The following is a 20,585-nucleotide window of genomic DNA, read 5'->3' on the forward strand; positions in this document are numbered from 1 at the left end:
CGACGTGGTGGCAGAGGCGCTGGCTTCAGCGCGCGACAGTGCTGCCGGCCGCCCCGCTTTGTTCCTGCGTGCCCGCGCAGTGCGGACACGAATGCCCTTCGACGTAATCGGGCGACAGCTGCTGGCGCGGCGTGACCACCGCGCGGCACGCGAAGCACTGCACCGTTTCGGTCGGCTCCAGCCTGGGGTTGAGTGCGGTGCGGTAGTCGAACACGAAGCAGTCGCCGGTGTAATGGTCGCCGCCGACTTCCTCGAAGTACTTCAGGATGCCGCCCTCGAGCTGGTACACGCGCTCGTAGCCGATGTCCTGCATGTGGATCGCCGCCTTCTCGCAGCGGATGCCGCCGGTGCAGAAGGTCACGACGGTCTTGCCCTGCAGCTCGTCCTTGTGCTCGGCCACCACTTGCGGGAACTCGCTGAATTTCTCGATGCGGTAGTCGATCGTGTTGTCGAAGGTGCCGACATCCACCTCGAACGCGTTGCGCGTATCCATCATCACCACCGGCACGCCGTCGTCATCCACGCCCTGGTCGAGCCAGCGCTTGAGCGTGCGCGCGTCCACCGCCGGCGCGCGGCCGAGCTCGGGCTTGATGAGCGGCATGCGCATCGTGATGATTTCCTTCTTGATCTTCACCAGCATGCGCTTGTGCGATTGCTCGTTCGACAGGCTTTCCTTCCATTCCAGGTCGGCCAGGCGCGCGTCGCTTTTTACCCACGCAAGGTAATCGTCGATGTGCGCGCGCGGCCCGGACACGAACATGTTGATGCCCTCGGGCGTCAGCAGGACCGTGCCCTTCAGGCCCAGTTCGTTGCAGCGCGCCTCGTATTGCTCACGCAGCGCTTCCAGGTTGTCGAGCGTAACGAATTTGTAAGCGGCGATGTTGACGTGCATGGGGAATGGGGGCGGAAGGTAAGGGCGGTATTATAGAACCAGTCGCGGCGGTGCGCTGGCGCGCGGCGTGGTTTTCGCGGCGATTCGTTTTACAATGTTCCCTTTTGAAAAGCAGGGCGGGAACGCATGCAATCGCTGAACATCCAGTACAACCCCCGCATCGACCAGCTGCGCTGGCTCGCGGCCACGGTCGTGTTCCTGTTCCATTTCCACCTCGAGTATCGCGGGCTGTCCGGCGCCGGGCTGTCCGGGCCGTGGAGCGCCCTGATCACCGAGGGCCACACCGGTGTCGGCCTGTTCTTCACGCTGTCCGGCTTTTTGTTCATGCAGATCGCGCTGGTGCAAAAGCAGATCGTGTACCGCGACTTCGTGCGCAACCGGGTGCTGCGCATCTTTCCGCTGTTCCTGACCATCTTCCTGGTCGCCACCTCGATCGGGCGCGACAAGTTCCAGCCGCAGGACCTGCTTTACCTGTTCGCCACCAACCTGGGGCTAGCGCCCACTTCCGGCACCGTGGTCACCGGCGCGGCCTGGACCATTTCGGTCGAGTTCCTGTTCTACATGGTGTTCCCGTTCCTGGCGCGCTTTGCGATGGAGCGCGGCCTGCGCTACCTGGCCAACCTGCTGGTGCTGATGGCCTTCTTCAAGGTGGCCGCGTACACGGTCAACGACAACAGCACGCTGATGTACTTCAGCACCTTCGTCGGGCGCTTCGACCAGTTCCTGATCGGGATGGCGGCGGCCATGCTGCTGCAGGGGCGCCGCGCCAGGTTGCAGGAATTCGCGCCCTTGCTGCTGGCCGCGGCCAGCGCGCTGGTGGTGTGCACCACGGCGCTGATGCACACGGTCGCGCCGTTCGGCGGCGCGCCTAAGTCGTCGTTCTGGATCGGGTGGTCGATGCTGGAAAGCGCGGGCTGGGCCTTCTTCATCGTGGCCTGGGTGTCGTTCCAGCGCCGCCTGCCGGGCGCCATCGAGCGCGCACTGTGCCACGGCGGCAAGGTCAGCTTCTCGTTCTACCTGCTGCACATGGGCGTGCTGCACGTGCTGGCGACCAAGGTCGGGCTGGTGCGGCCGACCGGCCACGCGGGGCTGGACGCGGCCATCATGCTGGCCGCAAGCTACGGCATCACCTGGCTGCTGGCGACCATCAGCTACAACACGATCGAGGAGCCGTTCCTGCGCATGCGGCGCAGCTACGGCGCCAGGCAGGCGCCGGCCGTGGCTCCCGCGGCCTGAGAAGCGTCGCCGAAGGGCTTTTTTACGTGGGGCGCAAGCGATGGCTTTGCGCCACGCGCGCGCCGTCCTCTGGCGCCTGATCCGCAAGTTCCATTTCCCGCTTGAGATGCCGCAAGCGCGCACCGGGATGCCTTCGTACGATGGGTTCGTACATCGAAAGCCACACGTGGCCCCATCTTTCAGGAGGTAAGTCATGACCCGACCCAAGCTATTGAGCGCCGGCCTTGCGGCAGCGGCGGCGATGCTGTTCTCCCAGAACGGCGCCGCGCAGGAGATCATCCCCTTGCAGATCCCGCAGGACTTCAACCTGGTTGGCCTGGGCGTCTTCTCGGTGCCCGATTACTATGGCTCGGACGATTACGAGGCGCGCGCGGCGCCGCTGGTGCGCTATGCGTGGAGCGACACCCAGTACGTGCAGCTGATCGGGCCCGAGCTGCGCGCCAACGTGGTCCCCTACCGCACCGACCTGCGCGCCGGCCCCCTGATCCGGTTCCGCCAGCGGCGTGACGACGACGTGAGCGACAGCGTGGTCAAGCACATGCGTCCGGTGGCCAGCGCCACCGAGATCGGCGCCTTCCTCGATTACCACATGCCGCTCGAGCCAGGGCGCCCGCTGCACAAGATCGTCTTTTCCGCCGACATCGTCGGCAACACCACCGGGGTGTACAGTGGCCCCAGCGGCAACATCCGCGCGACCTATGTGTACCCGTTCGCGCAGGGCCTGTTCGGCAAGCCGCTGCTGGGCACGCTCGGCTTCGGGCTGTTCTTTGCCAGCGACCATTTCAATGACCGCTATTTCGGCATCCATGGCGCCGACGTGGCGCTGTTCCCGCAGCGCGCCGGGCGGGCCTACAAGGCCGAAGGCGGGCTCACCTCGATCAAGATCCCGTTCAGCCTGACCAGCCAGGTCGACCCGAAATGGCTGGTCACGGTGGCCGGGCGCTACGAGCGGCTGCTGGGCGACGCGGCCGACAGCCCGGTGGTCAAGGACCGCGGTGACGAGAACCAGTGGATTATCGGGGTGGCGGCGTCCTACCTGTTCTGAGTGTCGCGGTGGCCGGCGCGCTGCCGTGGCCACCGCGAACCTGCGCTTAGCCAGTCAGCCCGGCAATGGTGGTGCTGTTGCCCACGAGCGTGACCTGCTCGGGCGAGTCGGCAAAGTACAGCACCAGGTCCGCCCGGCTGATGGCGCCGGCGTGCAGCTTGTCGGTCCAGTAGCCGATTTCGCCTGCGTCTGCATGGCGTCCAAAGCCCACGTTGTACAGGGTGTCGACAAACTGGCTGTCGCTGGTGCCGCCGTAGCGCTGCTGGGCCTCGCCCGACTGCAGGAAGGCGTTGACGATGTCGCGCATTGCCATGCCGGCTTCGCTGCTGCCGATCCAGAAATTGACGCCCGCTTCGTCGGCGTGGCGGCCGAACACGGTCTGGTACAGGCGCACGATGGTGGCCGCATCGGTGTCCGCGAACGCAACGTCCGAATGCTCCTGTGCGTCCAGCGCGAGCTTTTGCGTGCCGTTGGCAATGCCGAGCAGGACGTCGGCGCGGTCCGCCTTGCCCTGGTCGAGCAGGCCGATCCAGCGCGCGCGTTCGTCGGCCGGCACCGGGGCGGTGCCCAGCGCGTCCCGGTAAAGCTGGTCGACGAAGGCGGCGTTGGCCAGGCCGGCGCTGCCCTTCGCTTCGCTCGAGGCCAGCAGGTTGGCCGCGATGTCGTGCAGCGCCATGCCGTGGTTGGCGGCCGCGCTCCACCAGGCGGCTCCCGCCCCATCGGCAGGGCGGTCGAACAGGGTGTCGTAGATGCGCCGCAGGCTCGCGTCGGTGCCCATGTCCGGGTGCGCGCCGGCAAAGCGCAGCACTTCCACATTGGCGATCGTGTCGGTGCCGTCCGGGCCGCCGTGCAGTTGCGTCGCTACCAGGTTGCCGTGGTCGAAGCGCAAGCTGTAGTCGGCGCGGCTGGCGCCCTGCAGCAGCACCACGTCGGTGCCGGTGCCGCCATCGAGATAATCGTTGCCTTCGCCGCCGAAGACCACGTCATTGCCCTCGTCGCCGTACACGCGGTCGTTGCCGCCTGCGCTGCCTACCGTGTCGTTGCCAGCGCCGCCGTGCAGGACGTCGTCGTCGGCCCCGAGCACGATGTACTGGTCCGAGGCATCGCCGAACACCACCTGCGAGCCGTCGCCGCCGGTCACATGCATGGGGCCGATCAGGGCAGCGAAGTGCACGTTCTGCAGTTGGATCGCAAGGCCACCCGGCACGTTGGACGAGTCGATCACCACCGCGGTCAGCGGCGCGTTGGGGGCCGCGGGCGGGGCTGCGATCACCACGGGGGCCGATGGCTGCCCGTTTGGCGCCACGCTCGGCGTGATCGATTGCACCACCAGCGAGCTGCCGGGCGCCAGCTCGCCGAGGAAGCTGGCGCCGGCCGCCACCAGGCTGCCCTGGCCGGCGGAGCCGGCGGGCGTGTGGGCCTGGATGTCACGCGTCAGTTCGGCAAGGCTGGCGGCGGGGCCTTGTGGGCCGGCCGAGCCGGCGACCTGCATTCCATAGCCGGTCGGAAGCTGCGCCGTCAGTACCGGCACGCCGTCGCTGGAGCTGACCAAGGGAATGTCCGCCACCGCCTTGCTGCCGGTGTCGTCCACGCGCGATGGAGTCACCACCGGCACCACGAGCACCTGGCTGCTGCTGCCGTCCGGATTGGTCACCGTGCTGGTTTCCAGCACCACGCCGTCGACGGTGTGCTTGACCGGGGGCGTGACGGGCGGAGCGTCCCTCTCGATGAAGAAATCCGTCGCGTTTGATGCTGCCGCGCTGTGATTTCCGGCCAGGTCGGTATAGCGCACCTGCACCGTGCCGGCCACATGCTTGCCGAGGGTGAGGTAGAAATTGACGCCGCGGCCAGTGGACCAGGTGGCGCCGCCATCGGTGCTGTATTCCCAGCTTGCCATATCGGCCGGCAGCGTGGCTTGGACCATCGGATTGGTGGTCACGCCATCGGTGGGGCTGGCGCCGTTGTCCTGTGCCAGTGCCAGCGTGGGGGCCGGCGCGGACAGGTCCACCGTGATCGCAGCGGCATTGCTTGCTGCCGCGCTCAGGTTGCCGGCCTTGTCGGTATAGCGCACCTGCACGGTGCCGCCGGCCCAGGTTCCCGCTCCCAGGACGAAGCTGTTACCGCTGCCGACGGCCCAGTGCGCACCGGCGTCGGTCGAGTATTCCCAGCTCGATGCGTCCGGCGCGGTGGTGACGTTGACCTGGCCGTTGGCGGTGATGCCGTCGCTCGCGCTCGCGCCGGTGTCGGCGGCGAGCCCGATCACGGGCGCGGCGGCCGTGGTGTCGATCGTGATTGCCGCGGCATTGCCGGCCGCCGGACTCAGGTTACCGGCCAGGTCGGTCTGACGCACTTGCAGCGTGCCGGCAGCGTAGCTCCCCTCCGGCAGCACGAAACTGGTGCCGCTACCAGCGGTCCAGTGCGCTCCGCCATCGGTGCTGTACTCCCAGCCGGCCGCATCGCCCGCCAGGACGACATTGATCGTGGCATTGTTGGTCAGGCCGTCGGCGCCGCTGCTGCCGGTGTCCGCAGCCAGCGCCACGCCCGGTGCGGCCACCGTGTGGTCCACGCTGATGACGGCGCCGTTGCTGGCGGCGGCACTCAGGTTGCCCGCGTTGTCGGTATAGCGCACCTGAACCGCACCGGCTGCGTAGCCGCCTTCTGCCAGGACGAAGCTGGTGCCGCTGCCGGCGCTCCAGTGGCCGCCGCTGTCCACGCTGTATTCCCAACTTGCCGCGTCCGGCGGCAGGGTCACGTTGATCGTGCCATCCTTGGTGATGCCGTCGGCGGCGTTGGCGCCGCTGTCGGCCGCCAGCGCCAGCGCAGGCGCGGCGGCCGAGGTGTCGATGGTGATGGCCGCCGCGTTCGAAGCGGCCGTGCTCAGGTTGCCGGCAACGTCGGTCTGGCGTACCTGCACCGCGCCTGCGGCATAGGTGCCGTCGGCCAGGTTGAAGCTGGTGCTGCTTCCGCTCGTCCAGTGTGCGCCGCTGTCGGTGCTGTACTCCCAGCTGGCCACGTCGGCGGCCAGCGTCACGTTCACGGCCGTATTTTTGGTCAGGCCGTCGCTGTTGCTGGTGCCGGTGTCGGCCGCCAGGGTCAGCGTGGGCGCGGCCACGGCGTTGTCGATTGTGATGGCTGCCGCATTGGCGGCGACCGCGCTCAGGTTGCCGGCGGTGTCGGTGTAGCGCACCTTCACCGCGCCGGCCGCGTAGCTGGCGTCGGCCAGCGTGAAAGCGGTGGCACTGCCTGCCGTCCAGTGCGCGCCGCCGTCCACGCTGTATTCCCAGCTGGCCGCGTCGCCGGGCAGGGCCACGTCGATGGTGCCGTTGCGGGTGATGCCATCGGCGGCGCTGGCGCCAGTGTCGCTGTGCAGGGCGAAGGAAGGTGCGGCGGCAGTCGTGTCGACGGTGATGGCCGCGGCGTTCGATGCCGCGCTGCTCAGGTTGCCCGCAATGTCGGTCTGGCGCACCTGCACGGCGCCAGCGCCGTAGCTGCCGCTGGCCAGCGTGAAACTGGTGCCGCTGCCGGCCGTCCAGTGCGCGCCGCTGTCCACGCTGTACTCCCAGCTTGCCACGTCGCCAGCCAGCGTCACGTTGATGGCGCCATCCTTGGTGATGCCATCGCTGGCGCTCGAGCCGGTGTCCGAGGCCAGCGCCAGCGCAGGCGCGGCAACCGAGGTGTCGATGGTGATCGCGGCCGCATTTGAACCGGCCGCGCTCAGGTTGCCTGCAAGGTCAGTGTAGCGCACCTGCGCCTGGCCCACGGCCTGCGTGCCGGCCGGCAGGTTGAAGCTGGTGCCGCTGCCGGCCGTCCAGTGTGCGCCGCCGTCCACGCTGTATTCCCAGCTGGCCGCATCCGGCGGCAGCGTCACGTTCACCGTCGGGTTGTTCGTGATGCCGTCGCTGTTGTTCGTGCCGGTGTCTGCGGCCAGGGCGAACGAGGGCGCGGGAGCCGACGTGTCGACCGTGATGGCGGCGCCATTGCTGCCCGTGGCGCTCAGGTTACCGGCCTTGTCGGTGTAGCGCGTCTGCACGGCGCCGCTGGCGTAATCACCGGTGGCCAGGCTGAAACTGCCGCCGCTGCCGGCGCTCCAGTGCGCGCCGCCGTCCACGCTGTATTCCCAGCTGGCCACATCAAGTGGAAGGTTCACGTTGACGGTGCCGTCCTTGGTGATGCCGTCGGCGGCGCTGGCGCCGGTGTCGCTGGCCAGCGCCAGCGTGGGCGCGAGGGCGGCGGTGTCGATGGTGATGGCCGCTGCGTTCGAAGCGGCCGTGCTCAGGTTGCCGGCAAGGTCGGTCTGGCGCACCTGCACCGCGCCTGCCGCATAGGTGCCGTCGGCCAGGTTGAAGCTGGTGCCGCTGCCGCTCGTCCAGTGTGCACCGCTGTCGGTGCTGTACTCCCAGCTGGCCACGTCGGCGGCCAGCGTCACGTTCACGGCGGTATTCTTGGTCAGGCCGTCGCTGTTGCTGGTGCCGGTGTCGGCCGCCAGGGCCAGCGCGGGGGCGGCCACCGTGTTGTCGACCGTGATGGTTGCCGCATTGGCGGCGACCGCGCTCAGGTTGCCGGCGGTGTCGGTGTAGCGCACCTTCACGGCGCCGGACGCGTAGCTGTTGTCGGCCAGCGTGAAAGCGGTGGCGCTGCCTGCCGTCCAGTGCGCGCCGCCGTCTACGCTGTATTCCCAGCTGGCCGCGTCAAGGGGCAAGGTCACGTCGATGCTGCCGTTGCGGGTGATGCCGTCGGCGGCGCTGGCGCCAGTGTCGCTGTGCAGGGCGAGCGAAGGCGCGGCGGCAGTCGTGTCGACGGTGATGGCCGCGGCGTTCGATGCCGTGCTGCTCAGGTTGCCCGCGACGTCGGTCTGGCGCACCTGCACGGCGCCAGCGCCGTAGCTGCCGCCGGCCAGCGTGAAACTGGTGCCACTGCCGGCCGTCCAGTGCGCGCCGCTGTCCACGCTGTACTCCCAGCTTGCCACGTCGCCAGCCAGCGTCACGTTGATGGTGCCATCCTTGGTGATGCCATCGCTGGCGTTCGATCCAGTATCCGAAGCCAGTGCCATCGCGGGCGCGGCGACCGCGTTGTCCATTGTGTAGCCCTGGTTGGCGCCGGTCGGGCTGGTACTGCCCAACGCGTTGCCCGTGCTGTCGGCCACGTTGTTGCCCGAGATGAGCGCCAGGCCCACGGTGCCATTGAGCGAGGCCAGGTCGCCGCCCGATACCGTGACCGAATAACTGTTGGCTCCCGATGAGGTGACCGACGACACCGTGGCGGTGGTGCCGCTGACCGAAAAATCGCTTGCATCCACATTGCTCACAGCCTCGCTGAACTGCACCTGGAAGACCAGCGTGTCGGCATTGGTCGTCGCGCCGGTGGGCGTGCCACGCGTGATGGACGTGATGGTCGGCGCCTGCGTGTCGCCGCTGATGCCAAGCACGTTGCTGGCCACGTTGGGCTGGCTGGTCGCGTCCATGAAAGCACCCGCGTTGATCTGGATGGTGGCGCTGAGCGACTGGGCGGCATTCGGCGCGAAATCGGCCGTATAGATCTTCGGGTCGCTGCCATCGACCGTGAGCGCGCTGATGGTGCCGCCCGTGGCGCTGATGTCGGCGGCGGTGAAGCCGGTGGGCACGCTGCTGAACGTGAACGTGATGGTCGCGTGCTGCCCCGCCTTGAGCGAGGTGGGGCTGGCGCTGATGGTGACGGTGGGCGGCGCCGAGTTGGTGGTGAAGTTCAGCGTGGTGTTGTCGCTGATGCCGGCGTAGGCGTTGCCGGCCAGGTCCGTGACGGCCCCGCTGTCGATCTTGATCGCGTAGGTCTTCCCGTAGCCGAGAGACGCCGTGGGGTTGATGGTCAGCGTGGTCGTCGAAATGCTGACCTTGCCGTCACCCACACCCTGCGCCGTGGCGACATCGAATTGTTCGACCACAGTGTTGGACGCCACGTCGACGAGGTAGATTTTGCCGGTGCCGAACTGCACCGCTTCGCTGAACACGATCGTCGGCGAGACGGTGGTCAGCACGGCGGTGGCGTTGTCGGCCGGGCTCGAGCTCGACAGGGTAGGCGCGGTGCCGTCAGTGCCGACCATCGAGAACGCGTAGGAGGCCGAGGTGCCACCGTCCCCGTCGTTGAGCACGAGGTTGAAATCGCGCTGCCCCGTTGTGGTCGAATTGTAGGCCAGGTACTTGAGCAGCCAGGTGACGTTGGCGGGCGTGGCGTTGGCATTGAAATCGATGTGCAGCACGCCGCCGCTGGCGGCTACCGTCCCGATCTGCACGTAACTGCTGCCGGTTCCGGTCACATCCACGTACACCGCGTCGCCTGGACTGAGCACGGAGTCGGTGCCGCCCTTGACCTTGCTCGGGTCGGCATAAAAGGAGCCGTCGTTGGTACCGGCGGTCAGGTTGATCTGCAGGTAGCCGCCGGCCAGGTTGGCGGAGTCCACGTCCGTCACGCTGACGGTCGCCGGGGCGATCCTGTCGCCGATCGTGTTAGCCATCCCGGCCTTGAAGGTGCCAGAGTTGCCGGCGAGGTTGGCCACCAGCGGCAAGTCGTTCACGCCGGTGATGTTGACGGTCAGCGTGGCCGTGCCGCTGCCGTTGGCGTTGTTCGCCGTGACCGTGAAGGCGTCGCTGGCATTGGCCGACAGCGCATTGATCGCCGGGTTGTTCGGCTCGTATGCGTACTCGCCGGTCGAGCTCTTCAGGTACAGGGTGCCGTAGCTGCCCGCTTTCGAGACGTCGTAGGTAACGCTGCCGATCGTTTTCGAAATGCCGGTGGTGCCGCCCTGGATGCCGCGGCCGGTGATCGCCGTGTCCGAGGTGATGGCGAGGGTGGCGTTGGCGCTGGCGGTGAACGTGTCGTTGGCGCTGGTGTCCACAAAGCTGAGGGCCGCCGGCGTCGTGATGGTGGGCGGGAGCGCGTCGAGGTAGGTCGACTCGAACGACTCGCTGACATCGAGCTGGTACAGGCCGTTTGACCCAGCATAGTTCCGCACCAGCAGTGCCCCGTTGTCGGTGGTAGGTGCGACGATCACAAAGTCCGTGGACGGGATCGCATAGGTCTCCAGGACGGTGCCTGCGCTGCTGACCTTGGCGACGGTCTTGGGGTTTCCCGTCGACGGGTGATCCGTCAGCAGGAAGCTGCCGTCCGGCGTCATGGTGACGCTGGGCTCCTGGTTGGACGTGAACCCGGTGAGCGTGTAGTTGCCGATGACGGTGTGGCCCGCGCCCGAAATCTTGGTCGCGTAGACTTGTGACGAGTTTACGTAGAAGAACCAGAAATTGGTGCCGTCGTAGGCCAGCGTGCCCCGGTATCCGGCACCGACGGTGGTGACCAGCGTCTCGTTGCCAGCCGTGTCTACGTATTTCAGTTGCGAGCCGTCCGTGGAAGTAGTGCTCGCCGGCGTGGAGTACATGAAACCACCGCTGGCGTCGCCTGCTACCGACAACAGCGCGACGTTGGTCGGCGCCTGGAACTGCTTGTTGGTTTGGCCCGCGATCGGATTGCCGTCCTTGGTGTAGTGCGTGTAAAAGAAGCGTTGAATACCTGGATCGTCGTTGAACCAGGTGACGATAAACGTCCCGTCTGCCACGCCCTTCACGTCATAGTAGCGATAGTTTCCCAGGCTGAAGGTGGGCGACATGGTGTTGCCGTTGGTGTCGAAGATCCGCATGTAGGCACCGGTGAAAGGCGGGTTGGCGTCATCGCCATCGTCGCCCAACACGACGAAACGGTCGGGGCCTGCCGCAGCCACATGGAAACTTGAATTGGCGTCCATCGTCGCGCCCATGAGCAAGTAGCCTGTTGGTCCCACAGTGCCGCCGGGACTTACCAGGTTCACGCGCAGGTTGGTGGTGCCGTATACACCCCAGACCACCGCCACCCCGGTGTGGTTGTTGAGCAGGGGCGCGCCCCACGGGATGCTGTCGATCGACAGGTCGTTTTCCACCGGCTTGGTGGTGCCAAGAGTTGTGGTCGGAATGGCCATGGGAGGGAAAATAAAAAGTGGAAATGGGCGATCCGAATCGCATAAAAAGCGCTGACGGATCAACTACTTGTTACTATAGTTGCACCAGAGACATTATTGCAAGTTTAACCATTTCTTATAGTCAGGTAATGAGCGTATCCCGCGAGGCGGTGTTGCATGGGAGTAACGGCCCGCGAGCACGGCCGGGCGAGGTAAAATGCGCAGATGACTTCCCCGACCTTCACCCACCTGCGCGTCCATACCGAATATTCGATCGTTGACGGGCTGGTACGTCTCGACGACCTGGTCGCCGCCGCCGTCAAGGACAAGCAGCCGGCGCTGGCGGTGACGGACCTGGCCAACATGTTCTGCATGGTGCGGTTCTACAAGGCCGCGCGCGGCAAGGGTGTCAAGCCCGTGGTCGGGGTCGATGCCTGGATCACCAACGACGAAAACCGCGACAAGCCCTCGCGCCTCCTGATCCTGGCCAAGAACCGCACCGGCTACCTGCAGCTGTGCGAGCTCTTGTCCAAGGCCTGGCTCACCAACCAGTACAAGGGCCGCGCCGAGATCCGCGTCGAGTGGCTGGAGGCGCTGGCCACCAGCAAATCGACGCTGGAGCCGGACGTGGACCAGGCCAACGCGCTGATCGTGATCTCGGGCGCGCACTTCGGCGACATCGGCCAGGCCATCGACAACGGCGACCTGGACAAGGCCGAGCGTTGCGCGCAGCGTTGGGCGGCGATCTTCCCGAACCACTTCTACGTCGAAATCCAGCGTGCCGGCCAGCCCAACCAGGAGCAGCAGGTGCGCCAGAGCGTGGCGCTGGCGACCCGCCTGGGCCTGCCCGTGGTGGCCACCCACCCGGTCCAGTTCATCAACAAGGATGAATTCATCGCGCACGAGGCGCGCGTGTGCATCGCGGAAGGCGAGATGCTTGCCAACGCCAAGCGGGTGCGGCGCTTCAACGAAGAGATGTGCTTCAAGTCGCAGGCGGAGATGGCCGAGCTGTTCGCCGACCTGCCCGGGGCGCTTGCCAACTCGGTGGAAATCGCCAAGCGCTGCAACGTGGAGCTGGTGCTGGGCAAGCCGCAGCTGCCGAACTTCCCGACCCCGGGCATGACCATCGACGAGTACCTGGTCGCGGAGACGAAGAAGGGCCTGGAGATGCGACTGGAGCAGCTGTTCCCCGACCCGGCCCAGCGCGAGAAGGAGCGGCCGCGCTACGAGCAGCGGCTGGAGTACGAGAACGAGATCATCATCAAGATGAAGTTCCCGGGCTACTTCCTGATCGTGGCGGAGTTCATCCAGTGGGGCAAGAACAACGGCGTGCCGATCGGACCGGGCCGCGGCTCGGGCGCGGGCTCGCTGGTGGCGTACTGCCTGAAGATCACCGACCTCGACCCGCTGCGTTACAACCTGCTGTTCGAGCGCTTCCTGAACCCGGAACGGATCTCGATGCCTGACTTCGACATCGACTTTTGCCAGGAAAAGCGCGAACTGGTGATCCAGCACGTGAAGGACCTGTACGGCCGCGACGCGGTGTCGCAGATCGCCACCTTCGGCACCATGGCGGCCAAGGGCGCGATCCGCGACGTCGGCCGCGTGCTCGATTTCGGCTACAATTTCTGCGACGGCATCTCCAAGCTGATCCCGTTCAAGCCCGGCAAGCAGGTCTCGATCGCCGAGGCGATCGAAGAAGAGCCGATGCTCAAGGAGCGCCTGGAAAACGAGGAAGAGGTCAAGCAGCTGCTCGACCTGGCGCAGCAGGTCGAAGGCATCACCCGCAACATCGGCATGCACGCCGGCGGCGTCTTGATCGCGCCGGGCAAGCTCACCGACTTCTGCCCGCTGTACACGCAGTCGGGCGACACCGGCGTGGTGTCGCAGTACGACAAGGACGACGTCGAGGCCGTGGGCCTGGTCAAGTTCGACTTCCTGGGCCTGACCACGCTCACCATCCTCGACCGCGCGGTCAACTACATCAAGGCGCTCGACCCGGCGCAGGCCGACTTCGACCTGTCCAAGGTGCCGCTGGACGACAAGCCCTCGTACAAGCTGCTCACCGACGCCAAGACGGTCGCGATCTTCCAGCTTGAATCGCGCGGCATGCAGGGCATGCTGAAAGACGCGCGGCCCGACCGCTTCGAGGACATCATCGCGCTGGTGGCGCTGTACCGCCCGGGCCCGATGGACCTGATCCCGGACTTCTGCAAGCGCAAGCACGGCGAAAAGTTCGACTACCCCGACCCGCGCACCGAGGGCATCCTGTCCGAGACCTACGGCATCATGGTCTACCAGGAGCAGGTGATGCAGATGGCGCAGATCATCGGCGGCTACACGCTCGGCGGCGCGGACATGCTGCGCCGCGCGATGGGCAAGAAGAAGGCCGAGGAGATGGCCGAGCACCGCGCGATCTTCCGCAAGGGCGCGGCCGAAGGGGGGCTCTCGACCGAGAAGGCCGACGAGATCTTCGACCTGATGGAGAAGTTCGCGGGCTACGGCTTCAACAAGTCGCACGCGGCCGCCTACGCGCTGCTGTCATACCACACGGCCTACCTCAAGGTGCACCACACCGCCGCGTTCATGGCAGCCAACATGTCGCTGGCCATGGAAGACACCGACAAGATCAAGATCCTGGTCGAGGACTCGATCGACGTGTGCGGCCTGACCATCCTGCCGCCGGACGTGAACGAATCGCAGTTCCGCTTCACGCCGGAAGGCCCGCCGCAGTCGGTGACCGGCAAGCAGGTCAGGCAGATCCGCTACGGCCTGGGCGGCGTGAAGGGCGCGGGGCAGGGCGCGATCGAGGCGATCATCGCCGCGCGCCAGGAAGGCGGCAAGTTCAAGGACCTGTTCGACTTCTGCAAGCGGGTGGACCGCAAGCAGATCAACCGCCGCACCATCGAAGCGCTGATCCGCGCCGGCGCCATGGACTGTTTCGGCGTGGACCGCGCGGTGCTGCTGGCCTCGGTCGCGTTCGCGGTCGAGGTGGCCGACCAGGCGGCGGCATCAGCCAACCAGGTGAGCCTGTTCGGCGGCGACGACAGCGACCTGGTGGCGCCGCCCGAGTACGTGAAGGCCACGCCCTGGACCGACCGCCAGAAGCTGTCCGAGGAAAAGATCGCGCTGGGCTACTACCTGTCCGGCCACATGTTCGACTCCTACGAGGCCGAGGTGCGGCGCTTTGCCAAGACCAAGCTGTCCTCGCTGGAACCGTCGCGCGAGCCGCGCATGCTGTGTGGCGTGATCACCGGCCTGCGCACGCAGATGACCCAGCGCGGCAAGATCCTGATCGTCACGCTCGACGACAAGACCGCGGTGCTCGAGGTGACGGTGTACGGCGAGCTGTTCGAGCAGTACAAGAACATCTTCAAGGAAGACGAATTCCTGCTGGTGGTGGGCAAGGTGTCGGAGGACCGCTTCAATGGCGGGCTGCGCATCACGGCCGAGAAGGTGTACGACATCGCGACCGCGCGCATCCAGTACGGGCACAAGCTGGAAATGGAGATCGACTGCGGCGTGGACCGGGACAAGCTGGCCGAGGTCCTGCAGCCGTACCGGGTGCAGGACGGGCTGCCGGTCAGCCTGCGCATCAGGCCGCAGGGCATCGAGTGCGTGCTGCAGCTGGGCGACGAATGGCGCGTGGCGCCGTCCGACGTGCTGACGCAGGCGCTGCAGCTGACGCTGGGCGCGAAGGACGTCGCGGTCGAGTACTAGCCTCGTTGGTGCCGCCCCGGCGCTGCCGGGGCGGCACGCGCTTACCCGTAGAACGGGGTGAAGGCGATCCCGTGTTCGATCTGCCCGGCCACCTGCGCCTGGTTCTCGGAGCCCTCGCTGAATTGCGCCAGCACGTCGCCTTCGCTGACGCCGGCATGCATCGCCTTGGCCCAGAAATTGAACCCGTCCTGGTCGGGCGCCCGGTGCAAGATGTTGTGGTACACCGTGTCGAGAAAGGATTCGGGCGTGCGCGTGGCCCCGTACATCTTGGTGAACTCGTCGTTCTGCGTGAACGCGGTCGCCACGTTCACCAGCGACATGCCCTTGTCCATCTGCGCGATCCAGTAACCCAGTCCGGCCATGTCAGGCTTGCGGTTGAACGCGGCCGCGTACAGGCGGTAGGCCTGGGCCGCGATGCCGTCCAGGTCCAGCGCCAGCGCGCCGTCCTTGAACGCGATGCGTTCGATACCGATCAGGGTATCGGTGCCGACGCCGCCCGTGGTGTCGGTGACCGTCCAGCCATCGGCGCCGGGCGTGACCGTGAAGCTGGCCATGGGGTCCAGGTACAGCGCGATGTCGCGCCCGGCGCCACCGTCGAGGCGATCGTTGCCGCCGCCGCCGCCCAAGATGTCGTCGCCCGTCCCGCCCTTGAGCTGGTCGTTGCCGTCGCCGCCGACCAGCATGTCGTTCCCGGCGCCGCCATCGATCTGGTTGGCGGCCTCGTTGCCCACGATGGCGTCGTTGCCGCTGCCGCCGATGGCGTTCTCGATCACGCTGCCGGAGTTGATCGTCAACTGGCCGGGGTCGGAAATCAGCTTGCCCTGTTCTCCCACGTAGCTCCAGTAGCCCGGCTGGAGGAACAGCGTCATCGGTTTGGTCTGGCCGGATCCGTCCAGCGTGTCGATGCCGCCGCCATCGCCGATCATCAGGCTCTGCTTGTCGCTCACGGTCCAGCGCGTGTCGCCGGCCGCCGCCGCGCTGGACGGGCCGTACAGGAACTGCAGCGCGGCGATGTCGAGCGGGCTGTAGGTGGACGCGTCCGCCTTTTCGCCGGTGTAGCTCATCACCGTCGAGACCACGTTGTCTTCGGCGGTCGGCAGGTAGGGGCCTTCGCCGACCTGGCCGAGCGAATCGGGAGCGCCGAACGGGTGCTTCAGGCCCAGCGCGTGGCCCAGTTCGTGCAGCGCCACCGCGAAGAAGTCCTGGCCGCCATCGGCGCCTGGATGTTGCGCGTTGCCCGGATCGTTGGACGCCAGCAGCAGCACGCCGTGGGTGTCATCGTGGTGCGCGTAGCCGCCGCTCTTGTCCTGGTGGTTGTTGCCGAACACGATGGTGTAGCCGCTGGTGCTCTCGGCGTCGGTGGTTTGGACGAAATGCACCCCAACCACCGACTCGACGTAGGCCAGCATCTTCCTGGTGTACGCGACCTGCTCATCATTGAACGGGGTAAAGCCGTCCTGGTCGGTGGCGTCGAAATAGCTGGTTGGCGCCTGTGCAAAGCAATATTTGATGGCGCCGGTGGTGACGATCGACACGGCCAGGTTGATATCGTTGCCGAAGGTGAGCGCGTCGATCCAGTAGGGCAGCTTTTCCACGCCAGGTGCCCAGGTCCAGGTCTCCACGCTCGGGTCGGTCTTGTACCAGTCGGCATAGATGATGCCGCTGTCCTTGCCCGCCGAGTCGTAGACCCGGTCGGAGCGGCTGCGCACGATATAAGTGTCGTCGCCGGCGCCGCCGTACATCCAGTTCACCCCGCTGCCGCCGTCGAGGGTGTCGTTGCCGTCGCCGGCGTCGAGCAGGTCGTTGCCGTCGCCCCCCGCAAGCTTGTCGTCGCCGCCGAAACCGCGCAGGGTGTCGTTGTCGGCGCCACCCACCAGGCCGTCCACGCCGGGGCCGCCGATCAGCATGTCGTTGCCGGCCCCGCCATCGAGATAGTCGCCGTCCGGGTCCGCCACCCACGCCTGGGTGGTCTTGTCCCACAGGTGGCCGCCGTCGAGCCAGTCGTCGCCGTTGCCGCCGTAGATGAGGTCGTGGCCGCCATTGCCCACGATCGTGTCGTTGCCGTCGTTGCCGTAGATTTGTTCTGCGGCCGAGCTGCCCTTCATGTTGTCGTCGCTAGCGCTGCCGTCGATGCGCGGCAGCGGCGTGCCGCTTGCGTGGATGCTCATGCAGTTTCCCCAGGAGGTCGGACCGAAGATCCGTTATATTTTTATTTCCGCAGGGCAATATTACTGCACATCTTATCAAGAAGCAAACTGACGACCCGATCTAGCGCCGCGCCACCAGCGAGCGCACGCGCGCCAGCAGCGCGTTCATGGCAAACGGTTTGACCAGCAGCTCCATCTGCGGCGGCAGCGGCTCGTTCTTCATCACCGTGCCCTCCGCATACCCGGTCACCAGCAGCACCGGCAACTGCGGCCAATGCGCGCGCGCGATGTCGGCCAGCTGGCGCCCGTTCATCCCGCCGGGCAGGCCGATGTCGGTGACCAGCACGTCCGGCGCCAGGCCGGCGTGCAGCTGCCGCAGCGCCGCGTGCGCGTCGGCGGCCAGCACCACCGTGTAGCCGTGCATGCCCAGCACTTCGGCCATCACCGCGCGGATGTTCTCCTCGTCGTCCACCACCATCACCACGCCCTTGCCTTGGCCGGCGTCGGGGGCGGCGTCCGGATGACGCGGCTGGGTTTCCTGGTCCCCGGCCACGTGGCGCGGCAGCGTCAGCCGCACCGTCGTGCCCAGCCCGGCCTCGGAGGTGATGCGCACGTGCCCGTGCGACTGGGTGGCAAAGCCGTACACCATCGACAGCCCGAGCCCGGTGCCGCGGCCGAGCGGCTTGGTGGTGAAGAACGGGTCGAACGCGCGCGCCAGCACGTCCGGCGTCATGCCGCTGCCGTTGTCGCTCACGCTGATGGCCACGTGCTCGCCCGCGCGCAGGCCCGGGTGATGCGCCGCGGCCGCTTCGTCCAGCACCACGTTGCTGGTCTCGATCAGGAGCAGTCCGCCGTCGGGCATCGCGTCGCGCGCGTTGTTGGCCAGGTTGAGCAGGGCGCTTTCGAGCTGGTTGGGGTCGCAGAAGGTGGTCCACAGCGATGCTGCCAGCCTGGTTTCGAGCTTGATCGACGGCCCCGCGGTGTGCGTGACCAGGTCCATCATCGAGGCGACCAGCGTGTTCACGTCGGTCGGCTTGGGGTCGAGCGCCTGGCGCCGCGAGAACGCCAGCAGGCGGTGGGTGAGCGCTGCCGCGCGCTGGGTGGCGCCCAGCGCGGTGTCGATGCGCTCGCCCAGGTCGGCGGTGTGGCCCAGCCTGAGCTTGAGCTTCATGAGCTCCAGGTGGCCCGCCACCCCGGCCAGCATGTTGTTGAAGTCGTGCGCCAGGCCGCCGGTGAGCTGGCCCACCGCCTCCATCTTCTGCGACTGGCGCAGCGCGTCCTCGGCCTGGCGCAGCGCCTCGCGCTGCTGCCTTTCGGCGGTGATGTCGCGCGCCACGCCGTACAGCAGTTCGCCTTCGGGCACGATGGTCCACGACACCCAGCGGTGCGAGCCGTCCTTGTGCATGATCCGGTTCTCGTAGCGCACCAGCGGCGTGCCGCCGGCCAGCACCTGCATGTGCTGCGCCACGTCCTGTTTGTCGTCGGGGTGCACCAGGTCCATGAACGGCACGTTGGTCGCTTCGTGCTCGCTCCAGCCGAAGGTGTCGGAAAACGCCGGGTTGACGGTCAGGAAGCGCCCGGTGGCCAGCGAAGCGGCCGCCATCACGTCCTGCGAAATGCGCCATAAGCGGTCGCGGTCGGCCGCGTGCGCCGCCGCCTGGTGCGCCAGGCGCTCGTTCAGGTGGCGCAGCGCATCCTCTTTTTCCTGCAGCTCGGCGATCGCCTGTACCTTGGCGGTGGTCTCGATCACCGTGCACAGGATGCCGCGGACACTGCCGTCGTCCGCGCGCACCGGGCTGTACGAGAAGGTGTAGTAGGTCTGCTCGCGGTAGCCGTGCCGCTCCAGGATGAGCGGCAGGTCCTCGAAATAGCTGGCTTCGCCCGCCAGCGCGCGCGCCACGATCGGCCCGATCGTGTCCCAGGCCTCGGGCCAGACCTCGCGCAGCGGCCGGCCGAGCGCGCACTTTTCGCCCAGCAGCGGCTGGTAGGCATCGTTGTGCAGGCTGGTAAACTCCGGCCCCCAGCACAGGAAGCACGGGAACTTCGAGTTGAGCACCAGCGACAGCGCGCTGCGCAGCGATCCCGGCCAGCCGTCGATCGGGCCCAGCGGCGAGTGCGACCAGTCGTGGGCACGGATGCGCGCACCCATGTTTCCCCCGCCCGTCAGGAACCCCAGGCCTGGCTTCACAGCTTCCATCTGCCCCCGCCTTGCGATATGTACCCGGATTGGATTGTAACCACGCGTTGCTGGCTTTTGCTGCTTAGTTGTTCTTCAGTTAAGGCTAGCGTTGCAGAGAAAACACGGCGCGGAAGCAATGTTGCGCCGGGAAAATTCAACCAGTATGGGTATTTTGGGCGGGAGCGGGCGCACGATTGCGGCTAGGCCGCTGCCATGCGCTGCCACAGTTTAATGCGGCGGCTGGCGGCCCTGGCCAGCGCGAAGCAGAGGCTGTCGCCCAGGGCCAGGCGCACCTGGCGCGCCACCGCCCGCTCCCGCGCCGGGTCGGGCCAAGGCAGCGCGCCGGTGGCCATGGCGTCCAGCACCTGGCCGGGTGCGTGGAACAGGCTGTCGAGGAAGATCTCCTTGACCTGCCTGCGCGCAGCCCGCCCCTGGGCCCAGGGCAGCTGGTAGGAGTTCTTGACGATGCCGATGTAGAAATGGCAGGCCGCCGCGTCGATGAAAAGGCGCAGCGCCTGGCTGGCGCCGCGCTCGGCAAAGGTCGATTTCACCTGGCGCTGCGCCAGCGCGAAATCGACGCACCACGTGGGCGAGATCGCGCGGGTCAGGCTGGCCGCATGCTGGCGGTAGGCGACGGCCGGCAGCGGCAGGCGCACCAGGCTGGCGCACTCGGACAGCAGCCGCGACAGCACGGCCACGTCCTCGAACACACGCCCCGGCGGGAACACCGGCTGCGGCAGGCCCGCGTAGATGGCGCGCCGTATCACATGGGCCCAGACGTACATGTGGCGATTGGCGAAGAAGGGCGAGAGGATCGCGTCGCGGCCGGTCACGCTCTGCTGCGGCGCATAGCCGAGCGCGACGCGGCGCGTCTTGCGCTCCTTGTGCGGGTGCCACATCAGGAAGTCCCAGGCGACCACGTCGGGCCGGTGGCGTTCGATGGCCCGGTCCAGCGCGGCCAGCGCGCCGGGCAGCAGCAGGTCGTCCGCGTCCACGAAACAGAGGTAGGCGCCGCGCGCCTCCAGCAAGCCGCGGTTGCGCGCCGCCGCCACGCCGCCGTTCGGCTGGCGCACCAGGCGCGCGCGCAGGCCGGGGCGCTCGTCGAACACGGCCTGCGCGCATTCGGCCGTGCGGTCGCGCGAGCCGTCGTCCACCAGCACCAGTTCGTGCGCCGCCGTCATCTGCGGCACGATCGACTGCAGGCAGGCGGCGACCAGGTCTTGTGCGTTGTACGCCGGTACGACGATCGAAACGGCCGGGCTGCCGCGCGATGCCAGCTGTGCCTGCATATGCGTGCCCCCCTTGCGCCGCCCACGGCGCCCTTCGATAGCGGCCGATTGTAGGGGGACGCCCGGTGCGTGCGCCCGGCCTGGATCAAGGCGCGCGGCGCGGGTTGCGGGGAACGGACG

At 67.2% G+C, this 20,585-nt stretch carries 8 protein-coding genes; 3 read left to right on the plus strand and 5 right to left on the minus strand.

Going from position 1 to position 20,585, the window contains the following annotated elements; translation table 11 throughout:
• Nucleotides 1-25: 25 nt before the first annotated feature.
• On the minus strand, nucleotides 26-892 hold the full coding sequence (locus NX773_RS01100; RefSeq protein ID WP_258854561.1) for a sulfurtransferase: 867 nt from the start codon (nucleotides 890-892) through the stop codon (nucleotides 26-28).
• A gap of 126 nt (nucleotides 893-1,018) precedes the next feature.
• On the opposite strand from NX773_RS01100, the gene NX773_RS01105 reads away from it, so the two are divergent.
• Nucleotides 1,019-2,128: an acyltransferase family protein gene (locus NX773_RS01105; protein ID WP_258854562.1), complete on the plus strand. Its 1,110-nt coding sequence runs from the start codon at nucleotides 1,019-1,021 to the stop codon at nucleotides 2,126-2,128.
• Nucleotides 2,129-2,321: 193 nt separating this feature from the next.
• A complete protein-coding gene (locus NX773_RS01110) occupies nucleotides 2,322-3,173 on the plus strand; it encodes a MipA/OmpV family protein (RefSeq protein WP_258854563.1) in 852 nt (283 codons plus the stop codon).
• Between the two features lie 46 nt (nucleotides 3,174-3,219).
• Here the strand turns inward: NX773_RS01110 and NX773_RS01115 are convergent, their stop codons facing one another.
• A complete protein-coding gene (locus tag NX773_RS01115) occupies nucleotides 3,220-11,151 on the minus strand; it encodes a DUF4214 domain-containing protein (protein WP_258854564.1) in 7,932 nt (2,643 codons plus the stop codon).
• Between the two features lie 204 nt (nucleotides 11,152-11,355).
• On the opposite strand from NX773_RS01115, the gene dnaE reads away from it, so the two are divergent.
• Nucleotides 11,356-14,850 carry a DNA polymerase III subunit alpha gene (dnaE, locus tag NX773_RS01120; RefSeq protein WP_258854565.1) on the plus strand — a complete coding sequence of 1,165 codons (3,495 nt, stop codon included), beginning with the start codon at nucleotides 11,356-11,358 and terminating at the stop codon, nucleotides 14,848-14,850.
• Between the two features lie 41 nt (nucleotides 14,851-14,891).
• Here the strand turns inward: dnaE and NX773_RS01125 are convergent, their stop codons facing one another.
• From NX773_RS01125 to NX773_RS01135, 3 genes are all read right to left on the minus strand, one after another.
• Nucleotides 14,892-17,018: a DUF4214 domain-containing protein gene (locus tag NX773_RS01125; RefSeq protein ID WP_258854566.1), complete on the minus strand. Its 2,127-nt coding sequence runs from the start codon at nucleotides 17,016-17,018 to the stop codon at nucleotides 14,892-14,894.
• A 100-nt stretch (nucleotides 17,019-17,118) separates the two neighbouring features.
• A complete protein-coding gene (locus NX773_RS01130; protein WP_258854567.1) occupies nucleotides 17,119-19,146 on the minus strand; it encodes a hybrid sensor histidine kinase/response regulator in 2,028 nt (675 codons plus the stop codon).
• Between the two features lie 230 nt (nucleotides 19,147-19,376).
• Nucleotides 19,377-20,465 (minus strand): glycosyltransferase family 2 protein, encoded by a 1,089-nt coding sequence (locus tag NX773_RS01135; protein WP_258854568.1) that lies wholly within the window; start codon nucleotides 20,463-20,465, stop codon nucleotides 19,377-19,379.
• Nucleotides 20,466-20,585: the final 120 nt, after the last annotated feature.

Origin of the sequence: Massilia solisilvae, assembly GCF_024753215.1 — a bacterium.
GTDB lineage: Bacteria > Pseudomonadota > Gammaproteobacteria > Burkholderiales > Burkholderiaceae_D > Telluria > Telluria solisilvae.

What these genes read in the sequence shown, in the direction of transcription:
- NX773_RS01100 (WP_258854561.1), bottom strand. Translation starts at nt 892, where the DNA reads ATGCACGTCAACATCGCCGCTTACAAATTCGTTACGCTCGACAACCTG.
- NX773_RS01105 (WP_258854562.1), top strand. Translation starts at nt 1,019, where the DNA reads ATGCAATCGCTGAACATCCAGTACAACCCCCGCATCGACCAGCTGCGC.
- NX773_RS01110 (WP_258854563.1), top strand. Translation starts at nt 2,322, where the DNA reads ATGACCCGACCCAAGCTATTGAGCGCCGGCCTTGCGGCAGCGGCGGCG.
- NX773_RS01115 (WP_258854564.1), bottom strand. Translation starts at nt 11,151, where the DNA reads ATGGCCATTCCGACCACAACTCTTGGCACCACCAAGCCGGTGGAAAAC.
- dnaE (WP_258854565.1), top strand. Translation starts at nt 11,356, where the DNA reads ATGACTTCCCCGACCTTCACCCACCTGCGCGTCCATACCGAATATTCG.
- NX773_RS01125 (WP_258854566.1), bottom strand. Translation starts at nt 17,018, where the DNA reads ATGAGCATCCACGCAAGCGGCACGCCGCTGCCGCGCATCGACGGCAGC.
- NX773_RS01130 (WP_258854567.1), bottom strand. Translation starts at nt 19,146, where the DNA reads ATGGGTGCGCGCATCCGTGCCCACGACTGGTCGCACTCGCCGCTGGGC.
- NX773_RS01135 (WP_258854568.1), bottom strand. Translation starts at nt 20,465, where the DNA reads ATGCAGGCACAGCTGGCATCGCGCGGCAGCCCGGCCGTTTCGATCGTC.